Source organism: Butyrivibrio sp. FCS014 (genome assembly GCF_000526935.1).
In the GTDB taxonomy this organism is placed as follows: Bacteria; Bacillota; Clostridia; order Lachnospirales; family Lachnospiraceae; genus Butyrivibrio.
In genome coordinates this window covers 1,170,533-1,191,123 of sequence record NZ_JAHA01000019.1, presented here as the reverse complement: position 1 = coordinate 1,191,123, position 20,591 = coordinate 1,170,533, and the positions used below count along the sequence as shown (strand labels likewise).

Genomic DNA, 20,591 nt, shown 5'->3' with positions numbered 1-20,591 from the left:
GCGGCAAGACCAATTATCTTTTAGGGGGAAAAGAAATGTCTAAGGACCGATTTGGATTTGGCAAGAACTGGAAGGATTTTCTGCAGAATCTTGATGAGACCAAGATAAAAAGAGCAGAGGATTCTCTTAAGGAATGGCTTAAGACCGACGATCTTTCCGGCAAGGATTTTCTGGATATCGGCTCAGGAAGCGGACTGTTCAGTCTGGCTGCCAGAAGGATGGGGGCCAGAGTATTCTCTTTTGACTATGATCAGGACAGCGTGGATTGTACCAATGAGCTGAAGAGAAGATACTTTGACGGAGACCCTAACTGGAACGTGGAGCGGGGAGATGCTCTGGATGAGAAGTATCTTGAGAAGTACGGTAAGTGCGACATAGTTTACTCATGGGGTGTTCTGCACCACACAGGAAACATGTACAAGGGCCTTGAGAATGCCGGAAATCTCGTAAAGGACGGTGGAATACTGTTTATCGCCATTTACAATGACCAGGGTAAGTGGTCCAAGTGCTGGTCTGCCGTAAAGAAGACCTACAACCTGCTTCCCGGTCCTTCCAAGTATCTGGTGCTGGGACCTGCGTTTGTGCGTCTCTGGGGACCTACCACAGTGAGAGACATTGTAAAGCTGCAGCCTTTCCACAGATGGAAGACATACAAGGAAGAGAGGGGAATGTCACCCTGGATCGACGTTGTGGACTGGGTTGGCGGATGGCCCTTTGAGGTTGCCAAGCCCGAGGAGATCATGGATTTCTATACCGAGAGAGGCTTTGTGATGGACAAGCTGTACACCTGCGGCGGAGGACACGGCTGCAATCAGTTCCTGTTCCACAAAAAGTAATGGGATTGAAGGCAATTCCCATAAGAAATAAGGGTTTCGAAAGGCAATAAATGAGAGAACTTGAATATCCTTTTGACAATAATTACATAATGAAAAAGAGTAAGAGCCTGAAGAAGGCTCTTCTTGCTGACGGAACGGACAGGATCCATAAGAAGATTGCGGTTTTGGGCGGTTCAACTACCCATGATGTTATCAGGATCCTGGAGCTGTTTCTTTTGAACTATGGTATTGAGCCTGAGTTCTATGAGTCAGAGTACGGCCAGTACTGGCAGGATGCCATGTTCCCCGGAGAGGAGCTTAGCTCTTTTAACCCGGATGTGATATATGTGCATACTTCCAACAGGAATATCACAGATTATCCTGTTCTTGGGGATTCCGCTGAGGATGTGAATGCCAAGCTTGAAAAGACCTTCGGACACTTTGAGACCATGTGGAAGAAACTGCAGGAACTCTACCACTGCCCGATAATCCAGAACAATTTTGAGGCTCCTTTCTACAGGCTTATGGGAAACAGAGACGGTGTGGATGTACACGGACGCCTTCGATTTATAAACAGACTTAACGAGAAATTCGCCGATTATGCGGCTTCTTCAGAGGCTGATGGCGTAAGCTTTTATATCAACGATATCAACTACCTGGCTGCCACTTACGGCCTTGATCAGTGGTCGGATCCGCTTGCATGGCATATGTACAAGTATGCCCTTTGCATTCCTGCAATCCCTACCCTTAGCTTTAACGTGGCAAATATCATCAAGTCCATCTACGGCAAGAACAAGAAGGGCCTGGTGCTGGACCTTGATAACACCCTTTGGGGCGGCGTTGTTGGGGATGATGGAGTTGACGGCATCGAGATCGGTCAGGAGACCAACCTTGGCCAGGTTTATGCTGAGTTCCAGAATTATGTGAAGATGCAGAAGGACCTCGGGGTAGTACTGGCTGTGGATTCCAAGAATGACAAAGAGAATGCCATTGCAGGACTTGAGCACCCCGACGGAGCTCTTAAACCCGATGATTTCGTTGCTATTAAGGCAAATTGGGAACCTAAGAGCGAGAATTTCAAGGCTATCGCGTCGGAGCTGACTCTTTTGCCCGAGTCTTTGGTATTTGTGGATGACAATCCCGCTGAGCGTGAGATCGTAACGGCGCAGCTTCCCGGAGTATCTGCTCCGGCCATAGACAGCCCCGAGCACTATATCAGATACATTGATCACAGCGGATTTTTTGAGGTGACAAGCCTGTCAGAAGATGACAGAAAGCGAAACGAGATGTACATGGCTAACCGCCAGAGAGCGGAGCTGCAGGAGAGCTTCGGAGATTACGGCGAGTACCTGACTTCCCTTGAGATGGAGGCTGAGATCAAGCCCTTCGAGAAGATGTACATGCCGAGGATTGCGCAGCTCACCAACAAGAGTAACCAGTTTAACCTCACTACAAGGCGCTACTCCCAGGATGATATCGAGAAGGCGGCGGAGGATGTGGATAACATCACTCTTTACGGGCGCCTCAAGGATAAGTTCGGCGACAACGGCATAGTTTCCCTGGCAATCGGCAATGTCCGCGGCGAGCTTCGTGACGAGCTCCACATAGTGCTGTGGCTCATGAGCTGCAGAGTACTCAAACGCGACATGGAATTTGCCATGATGGACGAGCTGGTTAAGGCCGCTCTTGACCGCGGCATAAGCACCATCTACGGCTACTATTATCCTACCGCCAAGAACAAGATGGTGAAGGACTTCTACCTGCTCCAGGGCTTTGAGAAAGTCTCCGAGGACGCCGACGGGAATATTACGTTTAAGCTCGAGATTGGAACCGGGGAGTACGAGAAGAAGAATAAATATATTAGGGTGAATTCACAAAATAACTTATGATTAAGCAAGAACTTTCCTCGATAATTAACTTAATAATCATTATCATCACTGCGATTCTGGTTGTCGGGTTCTTTCGGGAAGACGGCAGATGGAACCCTGCGAAAGGGAAGAAGGCTCTCAGATACTTTACAACCCAGAGCAACGTTCTCTGTGCTGTGTCGGCACTTGCCATGTGCCTTTTCCCGGATAAAGACTGGGCTTATTACCTAAAGGTGATGGGAACTGCGGCAGTTACTGTAACCATGCTTACAGTGTTATTCTTCCTTGGAAGAATATATGGATACATAGCCCTTTTGAAAGGCTCTGATCTGTTCATGCATCTGATAACCCCGCTGCTTGCCATTGTCTCCCTATGTGTGTTTGAGAGGAGAGGGATTGGCTTAGGGGCGGCGTTTGTTGGAATTATCCCGGTTGCGCTGTATGCGCCCCTTTATCTTTACAATGTGGTTTTTGCTCCACAGGAAAAGAGATGGGATGACTTTTATAGTTTTAACAAAGATGGAAAGTGGCCGATAGCCTATTCGCTGATGGTTGCAGGCGCTGCGGTGATCTGTGTTGTGTATTATTTTATATTGAATCTGTAAGATTGAAATGCCGGTCTATATTCAATAGAGACCGGCATTTTTGAATTACGCCCTATTTACAAAAGTATTTCTATTGTACAAATGTGAATTGTTTTGATTACATGGATCTTGCTTTTTCCAAACTTACGGAAAAAGAAAGCCCGGTACTTGCCATGACTTGCCATGAGAGCCCTCTCCGACGCAAAGCATTCTACAAGCTGATTGAGTCGGTAAAATAGCCCCAAAACTTGACGCTATATCGACAAAAAGCCTGTTTGAGCACTTGGTTATCGGGATAGCGTGGTCAAGTCCTATATGTGGTGTAAATTGATTCCTGATATAAATGTTGTGGCTGTGTCCGCCATCCTTGACACCCATAAATCAGAACGCTGTATGTCAATCACCGACGGCGATAGACTCATGAGCAGCTGATATGCATCACCATCGGTTTTCTCAGCTTAGCATTCTGATTTATGGGCATCAAGGACAAGCCCTGCCGCTGGCAGGGTGGCTACTTTATTACCTCGGGCTCCAGATCTTTGAGCAGCTGTTATGCGGCCATAATCTTTTGCTGTTCAAAGGCCAGGGTTTTGAGTTTGATACGGGTTTCATTAGAGATGCTTTCATAAGCTTTCCGGCCAAAACTTGTACGTTTCATTAGTAGGATATCATTCTGGTCTATAAGCACCGAGCCCATGAGACGTAATAATGAAGCTTCATTCGGAAATATTTGTATAACATCGGAACGGCGTTTTAACTCTCTATTAAGCCTTTCTATTGTGTTTGATGTACGCAGGTGGCGCCATGTATTCTCTGGCAACATATATACCGTCATGGCATCTTCAAATCCGTTGTCAAGCAGTTCCATCGCCTTTGGAGCAACATCAGAGTAGTCTGACAGGATGTCATCGCGCTTTTTTCTTGCAGCAGTAAGGGTCTTAGCCAGGAACATTTGCCTTAACTCTATTTCAAGCCCGGGTCTCTGTGAGTTTGGGGCTGCGTCAAGGATGTTTTTAGTGAAGTGAAACTGACAACGCTGCCACGGTGTATTAGGAAACACTTTGAACGCTGCGTATCGAATGGATTTATGGGCGTCAGAAGTGAGCATAAGTGGATCCTTAAGACCATTGGCTTTCAGGTGGCTGAAGAAGTCAAGCCATGTATCGTTAGTTTCGCCATCATATACATTGAAGTATAGGACTTCTTTCTTGCCATCAGTTGTAAGACCTACTGCTATGAATAAAGCTTTTGAAACAACCCTATGATTTTCACGTACTTTAAAATATGTGGCATCCACCATGATAAAAGGATAATCATGAACACTCAGATCATGGTTTTGAAACTCTTTGATCTCTGGATCAAGTCGCTTACACACCTCTGATATAGTGGACTTGGAGTATTCCTTGCCACATATCATTTCGATAACATTACTCACCTTACGCGTAGAAACGCCCATGATGACCATTTCTGCCATGGTATTGAGCAAGGCTGTTTCACTACGCTGGTATGTTTCAAAAAGAGTGGTGTGAAAGGGTGATAATCGGTGGCGCGGTACTTCCAGGACGATAGTGCCTATCTTGGTGGTTAGTTCACGTTCTCTTGTACCGTTGCGCTGGTCAGTCCTGTTATCAGACCTTTCGTACTTTTCAGCTCCCAGTTGGGCTGTGGATTCCGCTAATAGAGCCTCATTGAGGATTTTCTCGACAAGATGCTTGAACGCTTCTTCTCGGTCTCCTCCTAATAATGCTACCAATTCCTCATGGTTTAATGTAATATTTACTTGAGCCATGATGATTACTTGCCTCCTTTATACTGTTTTGTTTGGTCACTTAACATTTTAAATCAGGAGAGAGCATTCATGGCTCTTTTATATTTAATTTTCAATTTACACCATTATATGGACATAATGGATAGCGTTTGCGTTTTGTGAATTCTTTATATTATTTCGCAAATATCACCGACGCAAAACTCCATAACAGACAAATGCGTCGGAAGTGCCGTTGCCGAAATCATCGAAATCTTGTAAGTCCTCAGCATATATCCAATTACGCAATCTGAGAATCAGTCTATACCAGCCGTAATTATTATCAACACAAATGTAAAAAGACTAACTATTAAAAGTCAACAAGAAAATGAAGTTTTTTGAATAAAACATCATTAGGTGTTTTAGATAGCCCGGAGGCGGGCTTGAGCCTCAATCAGTTCCTTGAAAACTGCATGACAAATAGAGCATCTGTATAGGTGCCCGCAGAGAAAGGTATGAGTTAAAGTATTATTTTCGGTAGGCTTCGCCTGTAAGTTCCATTCGATAGATGGTACGTACCAGCTTCTTCGTTGCATGACCGACTGCAACATTGTAATGCTTGCCTTCGCTTACCTTCTTTGAAAGGTAGGCTCCGAAGTTTTCATCCCATTTGCAGACGAACTTAGTGGCATTAAACAAAGCATACCTTAGGTAACGGGATCCTCGTTTTTCCATGTGAGAGTAACTGGAATCGAGCTGCCCTGACTGGTATGTAGATGGCGATAACCCAGCAAATGCAAGTATCTGATCAGCATTACTGAATCTGGAGAAATCACCAACCTCTGCAAGAATCATGGCTCCCATACGGTAGCTAATGCCGGGGATTGTCATAATCGGAGAGTTGCAAGTATCCATGATGGATTTGATTGAAACTTCGATTTCATCAATCTCATCCGTCAGCACCTCGATCAAATGGATGGTGTGTTTCAACTCCATTGATTTTGCTGGCATAACAGAACCAATTGAATCTTTGGCAGCATCTCTTATGGTGACAGCCATATCTCGTCCGTAGCGTCCCTTAGAAGCTATTTCAAGGACATTTCTGAGATGTGTAAGGTGACTTGCAGCGATGTAATAAGCACCGGGAAACTCAGAAAGTAAGGCGTACACAGAAGCCATATGAAGGCTGGGAACGAGCTTTTCCAACTCTGGGAAAAGAATGTTTACAAGACGGGCCACGGAAGATTTAAGCTTTGCACGTTCCTGAACCTTATCGAAACGGTAGGCTAGCGTAAATTTTCACTCGGATTAAATAAAATACAAGAGAACACCAAAGTCTGATAAAGTTAAAGGCGACTAAACCAAACTATAAAAGACAGAGGTGTTCTCCATGGTAAAAAGTATACAGTATTTTAACGAGGAATGTGTACCAGTTTTTGAAAGGCTTGAGGATGATTTTTTAAAGAATCCCTCCGATATTGCATCCTACATCACTAAGTTGACAGATGAGCTTCATAAGGCTGGTATAAGAATGATAGAGGAGACGCTTGGATATCTGGATCAGATGATCACAGAAAGTGAGATGAGAAAGCTCTCTTGGGTAGTGGACAGACATGAGTCCAAACAGCTTATAACATCCCTTGGTAACGTTAATTACAATAAGACGTTGTTCAAGAACAAAGAAGAAGGAAAGCGCTCTTATATCATAGATTTACTCATGGGTATGGATCCTCATGAGAGAATGACAGAGGATGCAGAAGCAAGGCTTTTAGAAGAAACAGTTCAGACTTCATATCGAAAAGGTGGAGAAAAAACAAGCATACTTGATTCAGTTAGCAAACAGACCGTGATGAAGAAAATACATGCATTACAGTTTCCGCCTGAAGATGAAGCGTTAATAGATAAGAAATTCGTACAGTTCCTGTACATAGATGCTGATGAGGACCATGTATCGCTCCAGTTCAAAGAGAAAAAAAGCGACCTGGTCAAAGGTGAAAATGGTTATAAGTATAACAGCATGATAGAAAAGCTGGTCTATGTCTATGAAGGCATTGAAAATGAATCCCCGGAGAGCAAGAGACATAGACTTATTAATCCTCATTATTTTTGTTCTGACAGTACCAGCGAGACAAATGACGCCTTCTGGGAGCGTATCTACGCATATATAGATACCCACTATGATATGAGTCGTATTGAGAAGATATACATAAATGGCGATGGTGGTGCATGGATTGAAGCTGGAAAGAAAAATGTTTCCGGAGTCATAGTTACAATGGACGAGTTCCACATGCAAAAGTACCTGGGAAAGATTACCAGCCATCTCCGAGATAGCCAGTGGGATGCTATTTCAGACCTCCGAAAAATCATCATGCATAAGACTAAGAATGACTTTAATTCATACGTTGACATGGTAAAAGAGTATCTAGAGGCCGGAGATAAAAAGCAGGCTGCGAGTATTGAAGACGGAAGAAAATATATCCTTGATAACTGGATGCCATGCAAAGTCAGACTGAGTAACAGAAGGAAACTTCCGGGATGCAGCGCTGAAGGACATGTGAGTCATGTTCTATCATCACGCATGAGTTCAAGACCGATGGGATGGAGTAAGCGTGGAGCAGGAAAAATGGGAAGGCTCAGAGCATACTTCTACAACGGTGGAGATATGCTCGAACTAGCCAAGTTCCAAAGAGAAGAATTGAAAGATGCTGTAGGTTATGAGATGTCATATTTCTCACCTACAGAGGTAATGAGATCTGAAAAGAACAGGCATTATGAACTTGGTAAGTATATGGCTGCTATACAGGGAACACTTCCATCAGAGATAAAGAAGAAGCTATGCATCAATCATCACATCGCTGGATTATAAGGCATTGAAGATGCACTATTTAGCTTAGTCCTCTTGATCAACCAGAAAGCTGAGGGAATATGTATGTCAAGGGTGCAAGGCACCTCTATGAGGCATGCCCTTGACATACATATTTCCTCGGCTCAAAAACATACAAGAGGACTAAGCGTAGGGTTGCCATAAGGAAATCAAAAGAGTAATATAAAACCAATATTTCAAAAGCCTGATCTTTTATCAGAGCTTCTTTGGTGGATTCTAACCTTTTATTTCCGTAGGTAAATTTACGCGGCCGAAACGGTAGCGGGTTAATGACTTGAGTTCTTCACTGTGATATGATGTGTCTGAGTAGGGCTTGAGAGTCTTATCAGTCATCAACATCATAGCAATCGAACCGGCGTCGACTTTATCCGTTTTCGTCTTTCTAAGGCTTAGACCTTTTCTGTAAAGATTTGTATGTAACGGGTTGATAACACAGGTGGTCAGACCTTTATCAATGAGCGAACCGAGAAGATTGAGTGAGTAGTGACCGGTAGCTTCAAGACCTACTTTTATTTCGGTTCTATCGTCAGTCACTGAGAAAATCTTCTCATACAACTCATCAAAGCCTGCCTTGTTATTCGGGATAGTAAATACCGGATAGAGATTATCAGCTTCTGATCCCAGGATGCAGCAATCATGCTTATCCTTTGCAACATCGATACCAACATAGATCATACATGTGATCCTCCTAAAAGTATTTGACGCTGTATTGGATCCACAGGGCTCTTTGCGTGCTGTAACCTCGTTCTACATAAACCGTCATGCGGTATCTAACTGATTAACAATTAAACAAAGAGGCTGTGGTAGGAGCCTTTTTAAAACCGTCTATGCGGTAGGAATTAGGAACCAATCCACAGCATCTTTAACAGCATACCCGATACCTATAGAGAAGGTAAAGAATGGGTATGACTATATAATACGAGGAATTTAAATTATGAAGAATTATGAAAGAAATACCGAATTATGAAGAATTATGAAAGAAATATCGAATTATGAAGAATTATGAAGAATTATGAAAGCATCTAAGCCCTAGAAATTTTGGTATTGATATAACCGAACATATGTACTATCATAATTCTATGCGGCAGCTCTGAAGCCGCATAGGAAAGTACCCATGACAGGGTGGTAGCCTCCCGAGCCATAGTTATAAGGAAGGGAGGTGGCGCGTATGACAGATTACGAGATCATAATGATCATGCTGGAAGTACTGGCATTGTTGATTTCATCTAGTGGTATGTTAATTGCGTTGCTTAGCTTTCTCGAGAAGAAAAGCAATAAGCATAAATAAAAATGCCTCTCCTGTCTGCCAACGGGAGAGGCGGTTCCTGATAGGGAACTAAACTCACTTTCTCGGGAGCATCCACTTTGGAGTGGGTGCTTTCTTTGTGTTTATAGTATAGCACTTATGGACATAATTCTCAACGACTAAAACTCAAGATAGAAACAGGGCGAAGTACAATATAAACACTGAAAAGCGGAAATAATACCATGCCAGTGATTATCAGCTTGTTGGTATTACAAAAATAATACCAAACAGGAATATAGAAAGCATTGGTATTACATTTTGATAGAAAGGGTCCGTTTAGCCCTTCATGAAACCCATAATGTAATACTAGACCATTGATTTTGGGCAACTTAGTATTATTTCCACAGTCCCGAAGCTTATTATAGTACTACCTAAAGGTGAGACACATAGTTTTCGCTTTTGGTATGCAAAATTATTGGATGTACCTTACAGTGAACAACTGCATCTCGTAATTACTGGTGAAGTAAAGCATTCTCAAGAAGAAAAGCAATAAGCCCAGATAAAAATACCTCTCCTGTCTGCCAATGGGAACGATCCAAATTCCCCTCCCCCAATCCCACCTTTCTACTTCCCCGCGTACATGGTAGAATATCCTAAGAAAAGTTACACTTTGGGTAAACTTTCAGGAGGAGTATGTATGAGAAAGAACAGGGGACCGGCTTCGCTTAAGATGTGGCCGGCAGTATTAGGAATATCAATGGTAATTGTTACATCCGTAGTTGCAGTAGGATGCAGCAATCCGGATGCAAAAGAAAGCTCGGAAGTAGTCATAGAGACACCCGGCATGGATATTAATACGGACAACGAAGACAATTCCAAAGACAACGCGGCAGCGGGAACTACCGAATCAGCCAATACAGAAACAGCAGACACAGACACTGAAAAGGATGCTGAAAATCAGTCAACCGGCACCGCAGCCGACCAGAACACCCAGTCTTCATCCGCATCCGGCCAAACCACCACAGGCCAGACCACCGACAACACCGCATCGGATATCACAATTGAAAAGGTAGAAGGCGCCGAGGGCTTTGCAAAGGGCGCGATCCTGCCCCAGGGCGGCGGACTTCCCGCTTATGAGTATCCGGGGCCCGAGCAGTTCTACTATGTGGTCTATGATTACATCACAAATGAACTGGGCAAGGGCTATCTTCCCGGGGATGTCACAATTCCCTGCCCGCTTATAGTTTATGAGGATGACAGCGACAATTCAGAAATCCTGCTCTACGGTGTTTTCCAGGTTTACAATTACACCCTCAACACCAATGGAACTACTCTGATGACCGTTTCCGGCGGAAGCCATCCCGGCCTTATGCATGTCGCAAAGACTGACAGCGGATATGTTGTCACGGATTTTGACGCTGTGGCAGACGGATCGGATTATGATACCACGGCCAAAAGAATCTTCGGCAACCGTTACGATGATTTTATAAAAGTGAGCTCTGACCAGGAATCCGCCGAAGCAACCCGTGCCCAGATCATCGCCAACTATGCGGCAGCCAATGACCTTCCCATCACCGGCTATCAGGACTACGGCTGGGAGAAGAGAGCGCTTCCCACAGAGAACATCGACACCTTCTACAGTGATCTTAACTAACCGGGAAAAGAGTCATCTGCTAACCGGGAAAGGAAACAATAAATACAGACAAACAAATATGCTCCCTGTGGCGCGACATCAAACCACAGGGAGCTTTTTATCTGTATCAATTATTTCATTAAATGCTCGGGAATAGTGATCATATCTCCCAGCTTTCTGTCCCATTCATCGGGTTCAAATACCAGGAAACCGTCCCAGGTGTAGAAGGTGAGCTCTCCAAAATACACCACGTCGTCAACGATATAGAAATCCGCCCTGACATAAGGAATGTCCTTGGACAGGAGCTCTGCGTAGCGGATCAGTTCCTCGGACTGGGGAGGAAGCGATACGGGATCCTTGGAGGGTTTATAGAATGCATACCAGGGCATCCTCTCGCCGTTACGGTCGAAGTGGTCGTTGGAACGGAGACTAAGATCAGTGTGTGCGATACCCTTGCAAACAGTGGTAAATACTACCTTTCCATCCATGCAGGTGAGCTTATACTCAAGAGAATCAGGCTTTCCAAGAGAATCAATGTATTTCTCTGCAATGATCCTTGGAGGAATGTTCTTGTACTGCCACTCACGTCCGCTCCAGTAGAAGTTTCGCTTAAGAGCCTTCTTGAATTTCTTTCTGGCAGCAGCTTTATCAAAAGTACTCTTATCCTTGCAGATCATGAAACCGCCGCTGTCGTGGGTGGTCTTCAAAATGAACTGATCCGGAAGCTTGTCAAAGTCTATATCATCGAAATCATCCCACACACCAAGAAGAGGAACCACGTGCTCTTCGCCTATGGCATCAGCCACAATCTTTTTTACCGCATATTTGTCGGCAAGCTTAGTGTAGCGAGGATTGTGGTCATGGATCTTGAGCCACTGCATCTTTTCACAAAAGGTCTTGGGATTCTCAAGGTCAAGAGGCTTGTCCCCCATTTTGTATTTCCAAAGGCGCTTGATATACTCCTCGTCAGACATGGAATGATAGAATCCGTGGGCGGACAGGTAATAGAACCTGGTCGCAGGATTCTTGATAAGATCAAGTAAGAAATTAAGTTTGGACATTGTGTAACTCCCCCTCATTTATGCTTTCGAACTGATATATTTTATCATATCTGACGAACTTCAGAAAGAGCATAAAGACACTATGGGTGCGGGGATGAAGAAAGCCCATTATTATGCTATAATCATTGAAATAAGTTGTTACACCAACGAGGAATCTATATGTGCGGAATTGCTGGACTCATCGGCTTTAAGGGCGATGCGAAGGCCAACATCCTGAAGATGAACGAGAGGATGCTGCATCGCGGCCCGGACGATGGCGGAGTTTATATAAGTGAAGACGGATTTGTGGCGCTTGGGCACAGGCGCCTTTCTATTGTGGACCTTTCCAAGAACGGCGCTCAGCCTATGACCTCTCACAGCGGAAGGCTGGTGATGGTCTATAACGGCGAGATATACAATGTAAAAGAGCTGAGAACCAAGTTGGAGAACGTTTCATTCCGCGGCACCTCCGACACCGAGGTTCTTCTTGAATCCATTGAACGGTTCGGTGTGCCCTACACCCTCGAGCACAGCAAGGGCATGTTTGCCTTCGCGGTTTATGACAAAGAAGCTCAGACGGTGACCTTCGCCAGGGACAGAGTCGGAGAGAAACCCCTGTACTACGGAACGGTTAATGGAGCATTCGCCTTCGCATCAGATATCGGATGCCTCAGAGTAATAGATGGCTTTAACAACAAAATAGATACAAACGTGCTGGATATGTACTTTGCAGATGGCTACATTCCTGCACCTTATTCGATATACGAGGGTATTAAGAAACTAGAGCCTGGAACAATCATGACCCTGAATCTGAAAACATTGTCCCAAAAGACTGGTTCAACTCTTGAAACCCTCGAAAGCACTGCCCTTCATCACGAAACCTACTGGTCCATGACTTCCACCGCCTGGCGCGGGCAGCAGAACCTCTTTAAGGGTTCCAGCCAGGAAGCGGCCGACGAGCTTGAGCGTCTTCTTAAGAATTCCATCAAGGATCAGATGATAGCTGATGTGCCTCTGGGCGCTTTCCTATCAGCGGGTATCGACAGCTCCACTGTGGTATCACTGATGCAGTCACTTGCTCCCGGCAAGGTCCGCACCTTCACCATCGGCATGGAGGACCCTAAGTTCAATGAAGCTGTTATAGCCAAGGAGATTGCGAATCATCTAGGTACAGACCATACAGAACTCTACATAACAGAAGACGATGCCAAAGCAGTTATTCCCAAACTTCCCGGGATGTTTGGTGAGCCCTTTGCAGATTCTTCCCAGATTCCCACGTATCTTGTCAGCAAGATGACCAGAGACCATGTAACCGTGTCTCTTTCAGGAGATGGAGGAGATGAGCTTTTCTGCGGCTACAGATCCTATGAATCAGTGAGTCGTGTATGGAATAAGATCAGCAGGATTCCATATCCATTAAGAAAAATCGCAAGTCTTGCTGCCCTTGGTCTTACCAAAGAGCCCATAAACGGTGAATCTCCAAGATATTCCAAGGCGTTGTACCTTGGGGCAAAGACTCCATATGAGCTCCACAGGTTTGAACACGAAACTGACCCTATAGTCAGGAAGATTGCGCTGAAGAATGGCAGTCCTGCCAAAAACAGGGCCGCACAGTATCAATACAAGTGCATGGACCTTCCCGCAGATTTCCTTGGGGAAGTCAACCACGAAGCCATGCTCATGGACATGGTCCTCTATCACCCGGATGACATTCTGGTGAAAGTAGACAGGACCGCCATGGCCTGCTCACTGGAAACCCGTGTGCCCATGCTGGATAAAGACGTCGTGGAGTTTGCCTGGACACTGCCCATCGATTACCTTCGCGACGACAAAGTTGGCAAAAAGGTACTTCGGGATGTATTATACCGGTATGTTCCAAAGGAGATGGTGGAACGTCCCAAGAAAGGCTTCTCCATCCCCATCGCCAAGTGGCTTACAGATCCTGCCATCAGAGAATGGGCAGAAGAGCTCCTTAATGAGGACAAACTACGGCAGCAGGGACTTCTTGACCCTGAAATTGTCAGAAAGATATGGACCGACTTTACCCTGCATGGAATCTATCGCGTTCAGATATGGTACATCCTGATGTTCCAGCAGTGGTATGAAAACGAGTACAAACCGGCCTAAATAGTCTTACAAGGCGTTAGAAAGATGATCTATAAATGAGTGTTACATCTTTTAATTTCCTGTGCTTTTTTGCACTGGTTCTAATCGTATATTACCTGGTCCCCGTTATAACTAAGGGCCGTGGACAGTGGGTGGTGCTCCTTCTTGGCAGCATCGCCTATTATCTGTTGTCCGGAAACGGCGTATTGATCTTGTATCCAATCGCCGCAGTGACCGTCACCTGGGGCCTTTTGCAGCTCCTTGGCCGAACTTCCGAAGAAAACCCGGTCAAAAGACGCATCATCCTAGCGGCAGAGCTCGCAGTACTTTTGGGAATCCTGATCATCCTTAAGTATCTGAAACTTACCGGGGCGGGATTCATTGCTCCACTTGGACTTTCCTTCTACACCTTTATTCTTTTGGGATATTTCATCGAAGTTTACAACGGTATAGGTACTTGTCAGAAAAGTCTTTTGAAGACAGCACTCTATGGCCTGTATTTCCCTGTGATGATCTCCGGTCCCATTATGAAGACAAGAGACAGCGGAGATCAATTCTTTGAGTATCATCCTCTGGATTACAAGAATGTAACCTTCGGAATTCAGCGCATGCTGTGGGGATTCTTCAAAGAGCTTGTTATCTCAGAGAGACTTGCACTGGTAGTTAATACCATCTACAACAATGATCAACAATACCAGGGAGCCTATATTTGGCTTGGCACTGTGTGCTTTGCCTTCCAACTCTATACTAATTTCTCCGGATGCATGGATATTGTCATCGGTATATCCGAGACTTTCGGAATAGTTCTTCCCGAGAACTTCAGAACACCTTTCTTTGCCAAGAACATTAGCGAATACTGGCGCAGATGGCATGCCACCCTGGGCGTATGGATGAAGGATAATGTGTTCTATCCGCTCCTTAGAAGCAAGATGATCACATCCCTAAACAAGGGCCTTAAGTCCAAACTGGGCAAGAAGAAAGCCAAGAATATCTCCACCTATGTGGCTATGTTCATCCTATGGCTGTCTGTAGGCCTTTGGCATGGCGGTGAGATGAAATATGTTATTGGCTCAGGCTTACTACACTGGTTCTATATAGTATTCGGCGAGGTTACACTGCCTTTCTTCACATGGCTCTTTGCGGACAAGCTCCATATGAACCTTAAGAGCAAGGCAGCAGATGCTTTCAGGGTAGTAAGGACCTTCTTTCTTGTGTGCATAGGAGACTTGTTCTTCAGATCGGATAACGTGTCCCATGCCCTCAGAATGCTCAAGGAGAGCGTTACCGTATTCAATCCTGAGATTTTCGTGAATGGAAGCCTCTTAAACCTTGGATTGGATATCGTGGAATGGGTGATCCTTCTGGTATCACTGGCTATCCTTATTACGGTATCAGTGATCCAATACAAGATGGAAATGCTGGGCGAGACTGTCAAGAAGGCCAAGAGCACCAAGAGGGCCACAACTGCTGAGACGGCTAAGAAGGCCACAGCAGCTGAGAAGGATAAGGCACCTGAGCAGTCAGCGGCTGAACCCAAGAAGTCCCGTTTCGTCGGCTTTGCCAACATCCGCGAGTACCTTGCTGCCAGACCTCTGGCCCTTCGCTGGGTTATCCTTATCGGTTTCATATTCTACTGCATAACCCTGGCCGAGTACGGCCCCGGTTACAGCGCTGCAGAATTTATATATAAAGACTTTTGATATAGCCTTGCGCCTATTCCATGAGAAGGATGTCCGGGGCGATTTCGCTAGATTTAGAGGTCACCTCAAAAGATAGCGAGAATTTTCTGGGATTTTCGCTATATTTGAGCATGACTCAAAATAATAGCGACAAAAATCTCTAAAAACGTCGCTATAATTTTAGATGACTTCAAAAAATAGCGAAAACAGGCCAATTTTTTCGCTATAAAATCGACTGATGCCGAAAAATAGCGAAACCCGAACTAACTATATTCACTACGAGAGACAATAAATGACCAAGAAACAACTGTTACGAGCTACAATCTTCATATTGCTCATCGCCTGGATGACGGTGCACCTTACCTACATCCTGCGTACCAACGGCCCTGTCAAAGACAGGTTCGTTGGCTTCTATGCGGAGAAGAGGGATACCATAGACGCCGTCCTCATCGGCTCCAGCCCGGTTCCTGCCTGCTTTGCCACGCCCAAGATCTACGGCGACCTGGGAGTTACCGTATACCCGCTTTCTTCAAACATGCAAAGGCCGGTTGGCACCAAGTATCTGGTGGAGGAGTCTTTAAAGACCCAGAATCCCGACCTTTTCATCTTTGAGATGAGGATGTGGACCGCAGAGGATGCCAATCTTCTTGGCAACATGGCTCACACCAGGGAAGTTACCGACAACATGAAGTACTCCCTTAACAGGATCAATGCCATCAACGCCATGGTTGATGATAAGGATGAGCGCATTACCTACTACTTCGATATCTTCAAGTATCACTCCAACTGGAAGACACTGTTCATGTGGAGCCAGTTCAGGACCCTGTTCTACAAATACCCAAGTGACCTCAAAGGTCACATCATAGAAACTGACGTAGGCCCGGCAGACCTTCCCGCCAGCGTCCCGGAAGACGTAAAAGAGCCTCTTCCCGCCGAGCAGGAAGCCTACCTCAGGGATCTTTTAAACTACCTTAAGGAAAAAGACCTCAAAGCTCTCTTCATCGTTTCGCCTTATTCAGCTAAAGAAGACGAGCAGAAGAAGCTCAACTACCTCGCGGACATTATCGAAGAATACGGCTACGACTACCTGGACATGAACCGCTACATTGATGAGATGGATCTGGACTTCCAGACCGACATCAGAGACTACGGAACCCACACCAACATCGTGGGAGCAGAGAAGATAACAAACTGGTTTGAGAATTATCTCAAAGAGCATTACATAGACACCGGAATTGCCCTGACTCAAGACCACCGTGGCGACAGGAAATACACTTCCTGGGACAAAGCCTTCGATAAATGGACCGGGGAAGCTGCAGAAGGCAAGGAGAAGGTACAGCAAAACATAGAGAGCGGCACCTTCTATGAGCTTGTGACCGATGACTAAGATTTGTACTTGCCCCGTAACTAAGGTATAATATATTCGGCATTTTATGGTTTTGGCTGTTTTATGGAGGAGTTATGATAATTATTCAGCTTAAGGGCGGCTTAGGAAATCAGATGTTTCAATATGCCCTGTACAGAGAACTTATAAGTAGAGGTAAGGAAGTCAAGATCGACGATGAGACCGGTTTTGTAAACGATAAGCTCAGAGTGCCTGTTCTTGATCGCTTTGGAATAGAGTACGAAAGGGCCACAAGAGAAGAGATAGTGGAGCTTACTGATTCGAGAATGGATCTTTGGAGCCGCATCAGACGAAAGCTCACAGGCAGAAAGACTTCAAGGATTGATGAAGTATCCGGCATGTATGACCCCAAGATCATGGAGGCTGACCCTGCATACCTGGTGGGCTACTGGCAGTCGGATAAGTATTTCCCCACACCATCGGTCATCGAAGAGCTTAAGGATACTTTTGGAAAAAGGCCTCAGGAGATCATGAAGGATTCTGTCAGCTGGACTACACTTCAGCAGATCGAGTGCTGCGAGTCTGTAAGCATTCATGTGAGGAGAACAGATTATTTGGCTCAGGAACATATCAAGGTTCATAATCTGTGCTCGGAGAAATACTACAAGAATGCGATCAAGATGGTAAGGAAGCAGCATCCCAACGCAGTATTCTTCATATTTACCGATGACAAGGAATGGTGCAAGGATCACTTCAAAGGCCCCAACTTCATTACTGTTGAGCTTCCTGAGGGTGAATTCACCGATGTGGCTGATATGATACTCATGAGTCGCTGCAAGCATCACATTATGGCTAACAGTTCCTTCAGCTGGTGGTCAGCGTGGCTCAATGATGCTCCTGAGAAGATGGTCATAGCTCCCGAGAAATGGATAAATAATAAAAAGATGGATGATGTCTACACTGAGCGTATGACAAAGGTAGCTATATGAGCAAGTCAAGAAAGGTCAGCCTTTTTACCAAGCTGAATTACATATTTGATAAAAAACAGAAAGGACAGATAGTTATTCTAGCTGTCCTTATACTCATTGGAGGTGTTGTGGAGACTTTGGGTGTTTCCATGATGCTTCCCGTGGTTTCGGTTATCTTAAATCCCGAGGCACTTCACCGCAACATCGACAAATACCCGTTCCTAAGAAACGCTCTGAATGCTTTCGGGTTTGACACAGACATGAAGCTGGCAAGCCTTCTTCTTGTTCTGATGATCCTGCTTTTTGTGATAAAGAACGCATATCTTTTGTTCCTGATCCATAGGCAGAATACCTTCATTTCAAGGGCAAGGAACGACATGATAAGCCGCGTTATGAGGGAATTCCTTAACCGGCCCTACGAGGATTATCTTGGAGCGGATATCCCCACTGTATTTAGAATCACTGACAGCGATATTCCCAAGACCTTCACTTTAATGATGTCATTACTGTCTCTTTCAACAGAACTTGTTGTGTCTGTGTGCCTTGGTATTGTGCTATTGTTCGTGAACTGGCAGATGACTCTTTTGATCGTTGCTGTGCTTCTGGGCCTTACATATATCATTACCAGAGTTTTAAAACCGAAGCTCAACGCTATCGGACGAAGAAATCAGGAGACTCAGTCCAGGATCGCCAAGTGGAGAATCCAGGCTATATATGGACTTAAGGACGTCAAAGTTCTTAACAGGCAGGATTTCTTTATAAGAAATTATTATGAACAAGGTAAGATAGGTGCAGATATCGAGAGGGATTACACCGTACTTAACAGTGTGCCTCGTCTCATGATTGAGACAGTATTCATGGCCGTTGTTCTCCTGTATGTCCTTATATACATCGTAAGGGGTGGAGATGCGACACTTCTCCTTCCTCAGCTTACTGCATTTGGTGTGGCAGCCATCAGGATCATGCCCTCCGCAAACCGCATAAATACGTATATTGCAGCAATAGCTTACAATCAGTTTAGCTTGGACTTTGTATATGAGAATTTGACCGAATCTATGAAAACAGACAAGGCCATGAGGGCTGAGCGTGCTGCTATCGCAGGCCCGGAGCTCCATCTGGAAAAAGAGATAGAGCTAAAAGGTATAACTTTTGCTTATCCGGACTCAGATGTGAAGATCTTTGACAACGCAAATATGCTGGTAAAGAAGGGGCAGTCCGTGGGTATCATGGGACCTTCAGGCGCGGGTAAATCTACTATCGTAGATATCCTCCTGGGACTTCTCCGTGTCCAGAAAGGTGAGATTCTATGTGATGGAAACAATATCTTCAGCAACTATGATTCCTGGCTTGCTCAGATAGGTTATATTCCGCAATCTATCTATCTGGTGGATGAATCAATCAGGGAGAATATCGCTTTTGGTATTGATCTTGACAAAATTGATGACGACAGAATCTGGGAGGTTATGGAAGAGGCCCAGCTTGCTGAATTTGTTAGGAGCCTTCCGGAAGGTCTTGATACAAAGATTGGTGACAGAGGCGTAAGACTTTCCGGTGGCCAGAGACAGAGGATCGGCATTGCAAGGGCACTGTATCACAATCCTGAGATCCTTGTATTTGATGAGGCTACCAGTGCTCTTGATAACGAGACCGAGGCAGCAGTCATGGAAGCTATTAACGGATTCCATGGTAAGAAAACCATGATAATTATTGCGCACAGGTTAAATACAATAGCTAATTGTGACACTATTTACGCTGTGCAAGATGAGAAAATACATAAGACAACGCTCGAAGGTCATACTATTTATCAATAACCAGACGGGGGCAATAATATGAACAAAACTGATACCTTTTTTCTTATACATAATTACAATACTGTCCCGACAGAGCTTTTGGAATACTGTGAGCATTATTTGATAGTAGATGCCTCGGATGATGAAAACGTAATAGAAGAACTGAAGCGCAATAACATGGATTTTATTCATGTGGATAATACCGGGCATAATATTACAAGTTATTTTCACTATTTCGTGGATAACTATGATAATCTTCCGGAATGGATAGCTCTGCTAAAGGGAAATATTATCGGAAGGCACGTGTCAAAGGAGTTCTTTGACAGGAACTACGAAAACAAGTGGTTTACATATCTGTATCAGGATAAAAAAATGTGGGACAGATATAAGAAGGGTGGAGACCCGGATTCTATAGCATCACTATTAAGCGAAGAGGGATATATCGAGCTTAATAGTTCCTGGTATATGAACCAGAGCCATGCCTATAGGTATTTTTATAACATGGATGATTTTTATAAGTTTGTTTATAAAGATCCGGTGATTCCAAGGTACTGCAGTTTTAGCCCCGGAGGATGTTATATTATACACAAGTCTCAAGTGCTCAAAAACTCCAAAACGTTTTATGAAAACCTTTGCACTATTATGGAATACAGAAAAGAGTCTAATTTCCCGGCAGAGGCATATTTGGTTGAGCGTATGCTGCCATGGATATTCACCAGCCGATATGAGATTAATCCATGGATGGAGAACAAAGATTATCTTGCGGAAATCCTTCCCAAGTGTGAAGAAGCTGTAAACAGACACAGACAGTGGGAAAGTCTGAGATTGAAAAGATTAAGGATTATGCTGGGAGCGAAAGCCCCTGATTTCTGGGAAGGCCTGGTCTAGG

Annotated in this window: 13 protein-coding genes and 2 pseudogenes; 11 read left to right on the top strand and 4 right to left on the bottom strand. The window is 44.7% G+C overall.

The window, feature by feature from the left end; translation table 11 throughout:
• The first annotated feature begins 35 nt into the window (after nucleotides 1–35).
• The 3 genes from T456_RS0117955 to T456_RS0117945 are packed head-to-tail and all read left to right on the top strand — an operon-like array spanning nucleotide 36 to nucleotide 3,288.
• On the top strand, nucleotides 36–836 hold the full coding sequence (locus tag T456_RS0117955) for a class I SAM-dependent methyltransferase (RefSeq protein ID WP_024867379.1): 801 nt from the start codon (nucleotides 36–38) through the stop codon (nucleotides 834–836).
• Between the two features lie 50 nt (nucleotides 837–886).
• On the top strand, nucleotides 887–2,704 hold the full coding sequence (locus tag T456_RS0117950) for an HAD-IIIC family phosphatase (RefSeq protein WP_024867378.1): 1,818 nt from the start codon (nucleotides 887–889) through the stop codon (nucleotides 2,702–2,704).
• Nucleotides 2,701–3,288: a hypothetical protein gene (locus T456_RS0117945; RefSeq protein WP_024867377.1), complete on the top strand. Its 588-nt coding sequence runs from the start codon at nucleotides 2,701–2,703 to the stop codon at nucleotides 3,286–3,288. Before T456_RS0117950 ends, T456_RS0117945 begins: the two co-directional genes overlap by 4 nt.
• Before the next feature lie 529 nt (nucleotides 3,289–3,817).
• Here T456_RS0117945 and T456_RS0117940 read toward each other — a convergent pair.
• Nucleotides 3,818–5,056: an IS256 family transposase gene (locus T456_RS0117940; RefSeq protein ID WP_024864735.1), complete on the bottom strand. Its 1,239-nt coding sequence runs from the start codon at nucleotides 5,054–5,056 to the stop codon at nucleotides 3,818–3,820.
• Nucleotides 5,057–5,539: 483 nt separating this feature from the next.
• Nucleotides 5,540–6,295 (bottom strand): annotated as a pseudogene (locus tag T456_RS0117935) (IS110 family transposase); the annotation flags it as partial.
• 106 nt (nucleotides 6,296–6,401) lie between these two features.
• On the opposite strand from T456_RS0117935, the gene T456_RS0117930 reads away from it, so the two are divergent.
• The gene (locus T456_RS0117930; protein ID WP_024865525.1) at nucleotides 6,402–7,877 is read left to right on the top strand and encodes an ISLre2 family transposase; all 1,476 of its coding nucleotides are present in this window, start codon (nucleotides 6,402–6,404) and stop codon (nucleotides 7,875–7,877) included.
• Nucleotides 7,878–8,117: 240 nt separating this feature from the next.
• Here T456_RS0117930 and T456_RS20670 read toward each other — a convergent pair.
• Nucleotides 8,118–8,570, bottom strand: a pseudogene (locus T456_RS20670) (IS110 family transposase); the annotation flags it as partial.
• Nucleotides 8,571–9,838: 1,268 nt separating this feature from the next.
• On the opposite strand from T456_RS20670, the gene T456_RS0117915 reads away from it, so the two are divergent.
• Nucleotides 9,839–10,795, top strand: a complete 957-nt coding sequence (locus T456_RS0117915; RefSeq protein ID WP_024867375.1) for a hypothetical protein — start codon at nucleotides 9,839–9,841, stop codon at nucleotides 10,793–10,795.
• Nucleotides 10,796–10,905: 110 nt separating this feature from the next.
• On the opposite strand, the gene T456_RS0117910 is transcribed toward T456_RS0117915, so the two are convergent.
• The gene (locus T456_RS0117910) at nucleotides 10,906–11,835 is read right to left on the bottom strand and encodes an ATP-grasp fold amidoligase family protein (protein WP_024867374.1); all 930 of its coding nucleotides are present in this window, start codon (nucleotides 11,833–11,835) and stop codon (nucleotides 10,906–10,908) included.
• 159 nt (nucleotides 11,836–11,994) lie between these two features.
• On the opposite strand from T456_RS0117910, the gene asnB reads away from it, so the two are divergent.
• From asnB to T456_RS0117880, 6 genes are all read left to right on the top strand, one after another.
• The gene (gene asnB, locus T456_RS0117905) at nucleotides 11,995–13,941 is read left to right on the top strand and encodes an asparagine synthase (glutamine-hydrolyzing) (protein WP_024867373.1); all 1,947 of its coding nucleotides are present in this window, start codon (nucleotides 11,995–11,997) and stop codon (nucleotides 13,939–13,941) included.
• A 35-nt stretch (nucleotides 13,942–13,976) separates the two neighbouring features.
• Nucleotides 13,977–15,620 (top strand): MBOAT family O-acyltransferase, encoded by a 1,644-nt coding sequence (locus tag T456_RS0117900; RefSeq protein WP_024867372.1) that lies wholly within the window; start codon nucleotides 13,977–13,979, stop codon nucleotides 15,618–15,620.
• Between the two features lie 271 nt (nucleotides 15,621–15,891).
• Nucleotides 15,892–16,986: a hypothetical protein gene (locus T456_RS0117895; RefSeq protein ID WP_024867371.1), complete on the top strand. Its 1,095-nt coding sequence runs from the start codon at nucleotides 15,892–15,894 to the stop codon at nucleotides 16,984–16,986.
• A 74-nt stretch (nucleotides 16,987–17,060) separates the two neighbouring features.
• The gene (locus T456_RS0117890; RefSeq protein WP_024867370.1) at nucleotides 17,061–17,933 is read left to right on the top strand and encodes an alpha-1,2-fucosyltransferase; all 873 of its coding nucleotides are present in this window, start codon (nucleotides 17,061–17,063) and stop codon (nucleotides 17,931–17,933) included.
• Nucleotides 17,930–19,723: an ABC transporter ATP-binding protein gene (locus T456_RS0117885; RefSeq protein WP_024867369.1), complete on the top strand. Its 1,794-nt coding sequence runs from the start codon at nucleotides 17,930–17,932 to the stop codon at nucleotides 19,721–19,723. Before T456_RS0117890 ends, T456_RS0117885 begins: the two co-directional genes overlap by 4 nt.
• Before the next feature lie 18 nt (nucleotides 19,724–19,741).
• Nucleotides 19,742–20,590 carry a DUF3431 domain-containing protein gene (locus T456_RS0117880; RefSeq protein ID WP_024867368.1) on the top strand — a complete coding sequence of 283 codons (849 nt, stop codon included), beginning with the start codon at nucleotides 19,742–19,744 and terminating at the stop codon, nucleotides 20,588–20,590.
• Nucleotide 20,591 lies beyond the last annotated feature (1 nt).